7 protein-coding genes are annotated in these 11,188 nt (G+C 66.3%); 3 read left to right on the top strand and 4 right to left on the bottom strand.

Annotation, left to right across the window (positions count from 1 at the left end; genetic code table 11):
- Positions 1–100 precede the first annotated feature (100 nt).
- Entirely contained in the window at positions 101–985 is an 885-nt protein-coding gene (locus VFA16_RS07275; protein WP_324967163.1) for a glycine betaine ABC transporter substrate-binding protein, read from the top strand.
- Between the two features lie 17 nt (positions 986–1,002).
- On the opposite strand, the gene VFA16_RS07270 is transcribed toward VFA16_RS07275, so the two are convergent.
- From VFA16_RS07270 to VFA16_RS07260, 3 genes are all read right to left on the bottom strand, one after another.
- Entirely contained in the window at positions 1,003–1,827 is an 825-nt protein-coding gene (locus tag VFA16_RS07270) for an SDR family oxidoreductase (RefSeq protein ID WP_324967161.1), read from the bottom strand.
- A 179-nt stretch (positions 1,828–2,006) separates the two neighbouring features.
- Positions 2,007–5,723, bottom strand: a complete 3,717-nt coding sequence (locus VFA16_RS07265; RefSeq protein WP_324967160.1) for a multifunctional oxoglutarate decarboxylase/oxoglutarate dehydrogenase thiamine pyrophosphate-binding subunit/dihydrolipoyllysine-residue succinyltransferase subunit — start codon at positions 5,721–5,723, stop codon at positions 2,007–2,009.
- Positions 5,724–5,912: 189 nt separating this feature from the next.
- A complete protein-coding gene (locus VFA16_RS07260; protein WP_324967159.1) occupies positions 5,913–6,668 on the bottom strand; it encodes a hypothetical protein in 756 nt (251 codons plus the stop codon).
- A 236-nt stretch (positions 6,669–6,904) separates the two neighbouring features.
- Here VFA16_RS07260 and VFA16_RS07255 point away from each other — a divergent pair, with 236 nt between their 5' ends.
- Together VFA16_RS07255 and VFA16_RS07250 are read left to right on the top strand one after the other, a co-directional pair.
- On the top strand, positions 6,905–7,504 hold the full coding sequence (locus VFA16_RS07255; RefSeq protein ID WP_324967158.1) for a PadR family transcriptional regulator: 600 nt from the start codon (positions 6,905–6,907) through the stop codon (positions 7,502–7,504).
- Entirely contained in the window at positions 7,504–9,615 is a 2,112-nt protein-coding gene (locus tag VFA16_RS07250) for an MFS transporter (RefSeq protein WP_414687661.1), read from the top strand. Before VFA16_RS07255 ends, VFA16_RS07250 begins: the two co-directional genes overlap by 1 nt.
- Here the strand turns inward: VFA16_RS07250 and VFA16_RS07245 are convergent.
- Positions 9,612–11,188: DEAD/DEAH box helicase (locus VFA16_RS07245; protein WP_324967157.1), on the bottom strand; the 1,577-nt coding region annotated here is incomplete at its 5' end. The genes VFA16_RS07250 and VFA16_RS07245 overlap by 4 nt on opposite strands.

Here is an 11,188-nt window from a genome sequence, read left to right as displayed (position 1 = left end):
GTTTTTCGCGCGGCGACCTGCTGCGCCCGGCTTCGCCGCGCTTGCGATCGGCCGGTTTTTCGCGCGGCGACCCGCTGCGCCCGGCTTCGCCGCGCTTGCGATCGGCCGGTTTTTCGCGCGGCGACCCGCTGCGCCCGGCTTCGCCGCGCTTGCGATCGCCGCGGTGCTGGCGTTGGCGGGCTGCGGTCATGGTTCCCATGGCCGCGACTCGGTGCGCGAGCTGGTAGTCGCGTCGGCTCCCGACTCCGAATCGGTGCTGCTGGCCGATATCTACGCCGGGGCGCTGCGTTCCTACGGTTTCCCGGCGCGCGTCGAGTCGGCAGCCGATCCGCTGAGCAAGCTGGACTCAGGGGCGGCCGACGTGGTGCCCGGTTTCACCGGTCGCTTGCTGCAAAGGTTTCAGCCCGGCGCCACCGTGCGCTCCGATGCTCAGGTCTACCGCGCGCTACTCGGCGCGCTGCCTGAGGGCATCGCCGCCGGCGACTACGCCACCGCCGCCGAGGACAAACCAGCGTTGGTGGTCACGCAATCCACGGCGAAGGTCTGGGGCGGCAACGACCTGAGCGAGCTGCCGCGGCACTGCGGCGGACTCGTCGTCGGTTCGCTGGCCGGTGTCGCGACACCATCGAAGATCAGCCGGTGCCGGCTACCTGCACCGCGGGAATTCCGCGACGCCACAAGCATGTTCGCTGCGTTGCGATCCGGCCAGGTTACCCTGGCGTGGAGCAGCACCGCCGCTCCTGATGTGCCCGCCGATCTCGTCATGCTGGCCGACGGCAAACCGCCGCTGGTGCAGGCCGAGAACGTGGTGCCGCTGTATCGCCGCAACGAGCTGGCCGCCCGGCAAGTACTCGCCATCAACGAGGTGGCCGGAGTGCTCGACACCGCCGCGCTGGTCGACATGCGCCGGCAAGTCGCCAAGGGCGCCAACCCCCAAGCGCTGGCCGACGGGTGGCTGGCCGATCACCCGTTGGGGCGTTCTTAGCGGGCCATCGGCCCGAGTCAGTGCGGCAGGATGCGGCTGAGAACCGGGGTGAACAGCCGTTGATATCCCGAACCCGTCAAACGCACCAGCGCGTCGAGCACCTTGGCGTCGGGGCCGACCAGCACGCGCGCCTTGTTCTTGCGCACCGCTTCCAGGATGATCCGGGCAGCGCGCTGCGGGCTCGTACTCGCGAGCCGCTTGTCGAACACCTCGGCCAGTTTCTCCCTGTCGAGTCCCTCCGCGGCGCCGGCATTGCGGGCAATCGCGGTCTTGATGCCGCCCGGATGCACCGTCGTCACTTTCACCGGGTGACCGGCCAGCACCATTTCCTGCCGCAGTGCCTCGGTGAAGCCGCGCACCGCGAACTTGGCCGAGTTGTAGGCAGCCTGCCCGGGTACCGAGAACAAGCCGAAGACGCTGGAGATGTTGATGACATGGCCGTCACCGGAGGCGATCAGATACGGCAGAAATGCCTTGGTCCCGTGGACGACGCCCCAGAAGTCGACGTCCATCACCCGCTCGATGTCTTTGAACTGGCTGACTTCCACATCGCCGCTGAAGGCGATGCCGGCATTGTTGTAGATCTGGTTCACCTTGCCGAAGTGCTCGTTGACCTGGTCGGCGTAGGCTAGGAACGCCTCGCGCTCGGTGACGTCGAGCCGGTCCGCTTTCACCTGCGCACCGATGGCCTTCAGCCGTTCCTCGGTGCGAGCCAGTCCCTCGGTGTCGACGTCGCTGATTGCCACCTTGGCACCAGAACGGGCCAGCTCGATGGCCAGCGCTTGGCCGATGCCCGATCCGGCGCCGGTAACCACGGCGACCTTCCCGGCAAACCCCTCCATGGAAACGCTCCTATTCGTTAGCTTCCGTCGAGGCTAGCCGGTACCAGCGGTCCGCCGTACGCAGACCCTGCGCGATGCAACACCGCTACCGCGAGCGGGCACAAAATGCCGACCGACCGCGGCGTGTCGTGTACAAACACGCCCGCTCGCGGCCAGGCCAGCGCTGGCCGCAGAACCCCTCAGCTGAACGCCAGGTCGATGATCTCCTGCTGTTCGACGGCGTGCACCTTCGACGAGCCCGACGACGGGGCCGACATCGCCCGTCGCGAGATTCGCTTCAGCCCAGTCAGCTTGTCCGGCAACAACTCTGGCAACTCGAGACCGAAGCGTGGCCATGCGCCCTGGTTGGCCGGCTCTTCCTGGACCCAGAAGTACTGCTCCACCGACGGGTAGCGGTCCAGCGTTTCCCGAAGCCGCCGCCTCGGCAGCGGAGCCAGCTGCTCGATCCGCACGATCGCGATGTCGTCGCGGTTGTCCTTCGCCTTCCGCGCGGCCAACTCGTAGTACAGCTTGCCGCTGGTCAACAGGACGCGACGGACTTTGCCCCGGTCGCCGATGCCGTCCTCGTAGGTGGGTTCCTCCAGCACCGAGCGGAACTTGATCTCGGTGAAGTCCTTGATCTCGCTCACCGCGGCTTTGTTCCGCAGCATCGACTTGGGAGTGAACACGATCAGCGGCCGCTGAATACCGTCGAGAGCGTGCCGGCGCAGCAAGTGGAAGTAGTTCGACGGCGTCGACGGCATCGCGATCGTCATCGACCCCTCCGCCCACAGCTGCAGGAACCGTTCGATGCGGCCCGAGGTGTGGTCGGGCCCTTGCCCTTCGTGGCCGTGCGGCAGCAACAGCACCACGTTGGACAACTGCCCCCACTTGGCCTCCCCAGAACTGATGAACTCGTCGATGATCGATTGCGCGCCGTTGACGAAGTCGCCGAACTGCGCCTCCCACATGACAAATGCGTCCGGGTTGCCCACCGTGTAGCCGTATTCGAAACCCACCGCGGCGAATTCGGACAGCGGCGAGTCGTAGACCAGGAATTTGCCGCCGGTCGGTGTGCCGTCGCCGTTGGTGGTCAGCAGTTGCAGCGGGGTGAACTCGGTACCGGTGTTGCGGTCGATGATCACCGAGTGCCGTTGGGAGAACGTGCCGCGGCGGGTGTCTTGCCCCGAGAGCCGCACCAGCTTGCCCTCGGCCACCATTGATCCCAGCGCCAGCAACTCGGCGAACGCCCAGTCGATCTTGCCCTCGTAGGCCATTTCTCGACGCTTCTCCAGCACCGGTTTGACCCGCGGGTGCACGCTGAACCCGTCGGGCAGCGCAAGGTGCGCATCGCCGATCCGGGCGAGCAGCGACTTGTCGATGCCGGTGAACAGCCCGGCGGGAATCATCTGGTCGGATTCCACCGACTCGCTGGGCTGCACGGGATGCTTTTCCAGCTCGCGGACTTCGTTGAACACCCGCTCCAGTTGGCCCTGGTAATCGCGCAGTGCATCCTCGGCTTCCTTCATCGAGATGTCGCCGCGGCCGATCAGCGCTTCGGTGTAGCTCTTGCGGACGCCGCGCTTCGTCTCGATGGCGTCGTACATCGCCGGGTTGGTCATCGACGGGTCGTCGCCCTCGTTGTGGCCCCGGCGGCGGTAGCACAGCATGTCGATGACGACGTCCTTCTTGAACATCTGCCGGAAGTCCACTGCCAGCCGCGCCACCCACGCGCACGCCTCCGGGTCGTCGCCGTTGACGTGAAAGATCGGCGCCCCAACCATTTTCGCGACGTCGGTGCAGTATTCGCTGGACTTGGAGTGCTCCGGCGACGTGGTGAAGCCGATTTGGTTGTTGACGATGATGTGGATGGTTCCGCCGACGCGGTAACCGGGCAGCAGCGCCAGGTTCAAGGTCTCTGCGACCACACCCTGCCCGGCGAAGGCAGCATCACCGTGCAGCATCAACGGCACCACCGAGTAGCCGTCCTCGGTGTCGCCCTTGTCCAGCAGGTCCTGCTTGGCCCGCACCTGCCCTTCCAGCACCGGGTCGACCGCCTCCAGGTGCGACGGGTTGGCGGTCAGCGACACCTGAATGTCATTGTCGCCGAACATCTGGATGTAAATGCCGGTGGCACCCAGGTGGTACTTGACGTCGCCGGAGCCGTGCGCCTGCGACGGGTTCAGGTTGCCTTCGAACTCGGTAAAGATCTGGCGGTAGGGCTTGCCGATGATGTTGGCCAGCACGTTGAGCCGGCCGCGGTGCGGCATCCCGATGACGACTTCGTCGAGCGCGTGTTCGGCGCACTGGTCGATGACGGCGTCCATCATCGGGATCACGCTTTCCGCGCCCTCCAACGAAAACCGCTTCTGCCCAACATATTTCGTTTGCAGGAAGGTCTCGAACGCTTCGGCGGCGTTGAGTTTGGACAGGATGTATTTCTGCTGCGCGACCGTCGGCTTTTCGTGCTTGGTCTCGATGCGCTGCTGCAGCCACTGCTGCTGTTCGGGTTCGAGGATGTGAGTGTACTCCACGCCGACGTGGCGGCAATAGGCGTCGCGTAGCACCGAGAGCACGTCGCGCAGCTTCTTGTATTCCGCACCCGCGAAACCGTCGACCTTGAATTCGCGGTCGAGATCCCACAACGTCAGGCCGTGCGTCAGCACGTCGAGATCGGGGTGACTGCGGAAGCGGGTGTTGTCCAGCCGTAGTGGGTCGATGTCTGCCATCAAGTGGCCGCGGTTGCGGTACGCGGCAATCAATTCGATGACCCGCGGGTTCTTGTCGACGACCGAGTCGGGATTGTCTGCCCGCCAGCGCACGGGCTCATACGGGATGCCCAACTCGCGGAAGACATCGTCCCAGAACCTGTCGGAGAGCACCATTTCGTGAATGGTGCGCAGGAAATCACCGGATTCCGCGCCCTGGATGATGCGGTGGTCGTAGGTCGAGGTGAGCGTGATCAGTTTGCCGATACCCAGTTCGGCGATCCGTTGGGGGCTGGCGCCCTGGAATTCGGCGGGGTATTCCATCGCGCCGACGCCGATGATGGCACCTTGGCCGGCCATCAGCCGCGGCACCGAGTGCACGGTGCCGATGGTGCCGGGATTGGTCAGCGAAATCGTCACGCCCGCAAAGTCTTCGGCGGTGAGTTTGCCGTCGCGGGCCCGGCGAACGATGTCCTCGTAGGCGGTGACAAACTGCGCGAAGCGCATGGTTTCGCAGCGCTTGATACCGGCCACGACCAGTGAGCGCTTGCCGTCCTTGCCCTGCAAGTCGATCGCCAGACCGAGGTTGATGTGCGCCGGTGTGACGGCGGTGGGCTTGCCGTCGACCTCGGCGTAGTGCCGATTCATGTTGGGATACTTCTTGACCGCTTGCACCAGCGCGTAGCCCAGCAGGTGGGTGAACGAGATCTTGCCGCCGCGGGTCCGATTGAGGTGGTTGTTGATGACGATGCGGTTGTCGATCAACAGCTTGGCCGGAATGGCGCGGACACTGGTCGCTGTCGGCACGTCCAGCGACGCGGACATGTTCTTGACGACAGCCGCGGCGGCGCCGCGCAGCACCTGTACCTCGTCGCCTTCGGCCGGTGCGAATGCGGCCGGTTTCGCGGGGGCCGCCGCTGCGGGCGCGCCGTTGCTATCAGCCGACTTCGGCGGGGTCGCCGACGGCTTGGCCGGTGCCGGTCGCGGCTCCGGCGGGGTGCTCGGCGCGGGGCTCGCTGGAGCTGGAGGGGCCGACGCTGTCGGCGCCCCGTCAGTCGCAGTCGGCGCCTCAGCGGTGGGTTCTGGGTTGTAGTCGACCAAAAACTCGTGCCAGCTCGGGTCGACCGAGGAAGGGTCGTCGAGGAATTTGCGGTACATCTCCTCGACCAACCATTCGTTTTGGCCGAATGGTGAACTCGTACTGCTCACTGCAGCTGCTCGCCTCGATTCCTCTGCTCGGCAAGCGCACGCCCTGACACTTGCCATGTGGTGCGCCCGCGGCAGCGGCGCATCTACGGACCTGCGACGGTTTTGACTGTTCCCGCCCCATAAAGGCTAACCCCTTGCGGGCAATCCGCCAGGCACGGCAAAACGGTGACCTCGCCCGGTGGCCGGAGGCTAGCCGATGTTGTGCACGTGCGGCAGCACGTGCACCGTGACGGGCCAGCGGGCGGGCGGCGGACCGAACGCTTTGCGGGCGTTGCGGACGATCTTCTTGCCCGCCATCCGGTTGCCGACACCACCGACAACGGCGCCGACACCGACCGGCAGCAGCTTGCCGAGCATCAGCGCGCTGCGCCGCAGCGTGTATCGCCGGACCATGTACTTGAGCAGCCGCGAATTCAGCTGCGACACCGCAGGCAGCGGCAACGACGCCACGCCCTCGGTCAGCCAGGCGCCGCTGGTGCGGCCCGGACCGATCAGCTCGGCGAGGGCGCGCTTGCTGTCATCGCCGACCAGCACCGCCAGCACCAGCGCGCGGCGGCGCTCGCGGTGGTCGGCGGGAACGCCATACACGTCGGCAAGTGCCAGCACGAAGACGGCGGTGGCCTCGAGAAACACCACGGTTTCGCCGGCGGCCGCGGACAATGCCGCCAGCGTGCCAATGCCCGGGAAGGCCGCCGTCATACCCACCGCGGCGCCGCTCGCGGTGACCGCGGCCAGGTAGCGCTTCTCCAGCTTGGCGACGATCTGTGCGGGCGTGGCGTCCGGGTTGGCGCGGCGCAGCCGTTCCACGTAGGCCTTGGCAGCGGGACCCTGCACTCGGGAGCTGCGTTCGATGACCTGCGCGAGTGCGCGCGCGGAAGCCTTCGGTCGATCGGTCGGGGTAGCCGACGACGGATGCGGCGTCGGCCCGGCCCGTCGTGCGCTCATCGTGCCTCCAAATCTGGCCCGGTTCTGCCCAGGCGCGAACGGCGTCTTTCCAGGCTAGCGCCGGTTCAACGGACTGCCAGAACGGCGGCACCGTCAGCTGTGCACGGTGTCGGCGTATTGGGGGAGTTGTCTTGATGAAGGTCGGCACCGTAGCCTCGCAACGATTACTCCGCTCGGAATAATCCGCTCCGTTCGGCGACGATGCGCGCCGCGGAACGGCGGCAGAAGGAGCCGCAATGCCCTACCGATTGACACCGCTCGGTGTCGCTGTATTGGCGCTTCTGCGGGATCGTCCCATGCACGGCTACGAGATGTTCCAGAGGCTCGTCGAGCGCCAGTCGGACCGCATTGTCAAGGTCCGGCCCGGGTCGCTCTATCACGTTGTGGATCGATTGGCCGACCAGAAGCTGATCCGGCGGGCGGCGACCAGCCGGCACGGGAATCGGCCCGAGCGGGCGATCTATGAAATCACCGACGCCGGTGTTGAGGCGCTCATCGACCGGGTACGCGAACTGGTGGCCACCCCGACCGACGAGTTCCCGCCGTTCGTCACCGCGCTTGCCGAAATACACCATCTCGATGCCGACACGGCGGCGGACGCGCTGACCAGCCGCGTGGCCGCGTTGGAGGCCGACGTTGCGGAGATGATGGCGCTGCGCGACGCCAACGCCGCGTCGAGGGTCAACGTCGCGGCGCTGGATTACGTGCTGGCCACTACTCAAGTTCAGGTCACCTGGTTGCGCGAGTTCGCAGGATCGCTGAAGTCCGGTGACGGCCGTGGGCAGCACGGCACCCCGCTCGACGTCAGCGTGGCTAGCGGAAGCGAGGTGGAGTAATGACTGCGCCGACGAGTCGAATTCGCGCCGGCGGCGGTCCCGGACGTGCAGCCGCGGCCAAGCCCCGAAAGCGTCCGCATGTGACGAACCCGTGGCACGCGTTGTGGGCGATGATCGTCGGCTTTTTCATGATCCTGGTCGACTCCACCATCGTCGCGGTCGCCAACCCCAGCATCATGGCCAAGCTGGATACCGGCTACGACACGGTGATCTGGGTGACCAGCGCCTACCTGCTGGCCTACGCAGTGCCCTTGCTGGTGGCGGGTCGCCTGGGCGACCGGTTCGGCCCCAAGAACCTGTACATGATCGGACTGGCGGTGTTCACCGCGGCCTCGTTGTGGTGCGGTCTGTCGGGCAGTATCGGCATGCTGATCGCCGCCCGGGTGGTTCAGGGCGTCGGCGCCGCCGTGCTAACCCCGCAAACGCTGTCGATGATCACCCGGATCTTTCCGCCCGAGCGTCGCGGTATGGCGATGAGCCTGTGGGGCGCCACCGCCGGCGTCGCCACCCTGGTCGGGCCCTTGGCCGGCGGCGTGCTCGTCGACGGGTTGGGTTGGGAGTGGATCTTTTTCGTCAACGTGCCGATCGGCATCATCGGGATGGCGCTGGCGGTCTGGTTGATCCCGGTGCTTCCCACCACCGATCACCGGTTCGACCTGGCCGGCGTGGGATTGTCGGGCGCCGGCATGTTCCTCGTCGTTTTCGCCCTGCAGCAAGGGCAGGCCAGCGGCTGGGCGCCGTGGATCTGGGCGGTGATCGTCGCCGGGATCGGCTTCATGGTGATGTTCGTCTACTGGCAGTCGATCAACAGAGGCGAACCGCTGATACCGCTGGATATCTTCCGGGATCGCAACTTCAGCCTGGCCAACCTCGCGGTAGTGGTGATCGGGTTCGCGGCGACGGCGATGATCCTGCCGCTGATGTTCTACGCCCAGGCGGTGTGCGGCCTGTCGCCGACTCGCTCGGCGCTGCTGACCGCGCCGATGGCGATCGTCAGTGGCCTGCTGGCCCCTGTGGTGGGCAAGATCGTCGACAACTACCACCCCCGACCGGTGGTTGGTTTTGGCTTCTCGATGTTGGCGATCGGGCTGACGTGGCTTTCCATCGAGCTGACGCCGACCACGCCGATTTGGCGGTTGGTATTGCCGTTCATCGCGATGGGGGTCGGGATGGCTTTCGTCTGGCAGCCGCTGGCCGCGACCGCGACCCGCAACCTGCCGCCGCAGGTGGCCGGGGCGGGCTCTGGTGTGTTCAACGCGACCCGGCTCGTTGGTGCCGTGCTCGGCAGCGCCGGCATTGCCGCTTTCATGACCTCGCGGATCACCGCCGAAATGCCACCGATGCCCGACGGCGCGTCTCCGCCGGGGCCGGAGGGTGCCGCGTTGCAACTGCCGGCGTTTCTGCGCGAACCGTTCTCCGCCGCGATGTCGCAGTCGATGCTGCTGCCGGCATTCATCGCGCTGTTCGGTGTGGGAGCGGCGCTGTTTATGGTCGGCTTCGGCGGGCAGGGTGCCGCGGAGGCGCGCGGTGTGCGCGACCGGTTGGGTGGCGGCGTCGGCGATCGAACTGAGCGCGTTGCCGTCATGGTGGATGACGACGTGGTCGGCGATGACTACGACGACGATGACTACGTCGAGTACACGATTGCCCGTGGGCCCGAAATCTGGCACGAACCGGTCGGCTACGACCAAGACGACACCGAACCGCTAAGGGCTCGGGTCGAACATTCCCAACCGATACCCGGCAATGTGCCGCGCGCCAATCCGGCCGGATCCGGGCACCGCTTGCGTGACAAGCCGGAGCCGACGGCGCGGGCAGAACCAATTGGTTTTGCACACAACGGGTCTCACGTGGATGACCGGCAGCTGTTCCGTCCGGTCGCCGAATCTTCGGCTCCGGTGACGGAGCCGCGTTCGACCGACGCGTTCGTGGACGAGATCAACGACACCTACGGCGCCGCCGGCTATGGCCCGCCCGGGGATGCCGGCAGCTGGACTCGGCAATACCAGGGCTTTGACGAGCCGCCGCGCAACCGGCATTACCGTGCCGACGTCGACGAACCGCCCAGCTACGGGCGGCACTGGTCGCAACGGTCGCAAGAACCTGACTAGCCGGATAGCACGGCGGCGCGACGAGCACTCTGCCCGTTGCGGCACGGCCATGGCGTCGGCATCTCAGTTGAGGTCAGCGCGAGGAACGCGCCCAGCTCGATTAGGCCCGCGGGTGTGGCGGGCAGGTATTCGGTCAGCATGACCGAGCGCACGATCACCGCGGCGTACTGGGCGCGGCTGACCGCGACGTTCAGCCGATTCCTGTTGAGCAGGAAAGAAATTCCGCGCGGTACCTCGTCGATGGACGATGCGGTCATTGAAATGAAGGCCACCGCCGCTTCTGTTCCCTGAAACTTGTCCACCGTGCCGACCCGGACCGCGTCAAGCCCGACAGCAGACAACCGCTGACGCAGCAGCACAACCTGCGCGTTGTAGGGCGCGAGGACGACCACATCGGCGGTGGTCAACGGCCGGGTGCCGTGCTCGTCGGTCCACGCCGATCCGAGCAGGCGCTGTATTTCGGCGACGATGGCGTCCGCTTCTTCTGGGCTCTCGGTGGAGTTGCCGTCATGGTCGATGCACAGCACGTGGACTCCCGGCGGATATCCGTCGAGGTGGCGCGCGGCTGTGCGTTCGGTGTGGGAATGCAGTCGGCCTTCGTAGGCCAGTGCCGACACCGGACCACATACCGCCGGATGCATCCGGTATGAGCGGTCCAGGAAGTAGCCGCGTTCGGGAGGCAAGGTGCGTCGCCCGTCGACCAGCCAGCCCAGAGCCGAGGTATCGACGGGTTCGGGATGGGTGCCCTGACTGACTTGCGGCAGCTGTTGCGGATCTCCGAGCAGCAACAGATTTGCCGCCGCGGGCGCTACGGCAATCGTATTGGCCAAACAGAACTGACCGGCCTCGTCGATCACCAACAGATCAAGGCTTCCCGGCGGTACCCGAGTGGGGTTGGCGAAGTCCCACGCGGTGCCCCCGATCGCACATCCGGTGGTCTCGGAAATGAATGCGGCGTAGTGGTTTTCGTCGATGTGTTGCCAATGCGGATTGTCGCGGCCGTGCGGTTTTTTGGCTACCCGTGTGGGATCGATGCCGACTGTGATCGCGCAGTCGAACAAGTTCTCGACCACGGCGTGCGACTGGGCGACAACCCCGATACGCCAACCGTGTTCGGTGACCAGTCCGGTGATGACGCGCGCAGCCGTGTGGGTCTTGCCGGTTCCGGGCGGTCCGTGCACCGCGACATACGACGAGTCGAGGTCGAGCAGCGCGGCGGTAATGTCCATGGCGGTATCGTCGCCGCGCGGCAGCGGCGCACCGCTGCGGGTGCGGGGTGGACGGCGCAGCAGGATATCGAAGAGCGCGGTGCGCGGAAGCTCCGGCAATCCCGTGGCAACTTCTGCGGCCGTCGACTCGATCGATTCCCTCAGCTTCGTCGTGGGCACGGGCGACCCGGGCGTCAACGCGAACGGCGTTTGGTGAAACGTGGAATCGGCGTCGATAGTTCGCTCGAGGATCGTCACTTCGGTGGGCACGGTCGGGTCGTCGCACTCGACGACGTGGGCGCGGCCCGCTGCTCGACGGTCCGGATTGTCGGTGAGGGTTGCCGGGGCGGGTGGCTCGTAGAGCG

Source organism: Mycobacterium sp., from assembly GCF_035653355.1.
Taxonomy (GTDB): Bacteria; Actinomycetota; Actinomycetes; order Mycobacteriales; family Mycobacteriaceae; genus Mycobacterium.
The sequence above is the reverse complement of the archived record's forward strand: the minus strand, read 5'-3'. Positions and strand labels throughout refer to the sequence as shown.

Bases quoted from the DNA above. Each gene is read 5' to 3' on its own strand.
- VFA16_RS07270 (WP_324967161.1), bottom strand. From the start codon at position 1,827: ATGGAGGGGTTTGCCGGGAAGGTCGCCGTGGTTACCGGCGCCGGATCG.
- VFA16_RS07260 (WP_324967159.1), bottom strand. From the start codon at position 6,668: ATGAGCGCACGACGGGCCGGGCCGACGCCGCATCCGTCGTCGGCTACC.
- VFA16_RS07255 (WP_324967158.1), top strand. From the start codon at position 6,905: ATGCCCTACCGATTGACACCGCTCGGTGTCGCTGTATTGGCGCTTCTG.
- VFA16_RS07250 (WP_414687661.1), top strand. From the start codon at position 7,504: ATGACTGCGCCGACGAGTCGAATTCGCGCCGGCGGCGGTCCCGGACGT.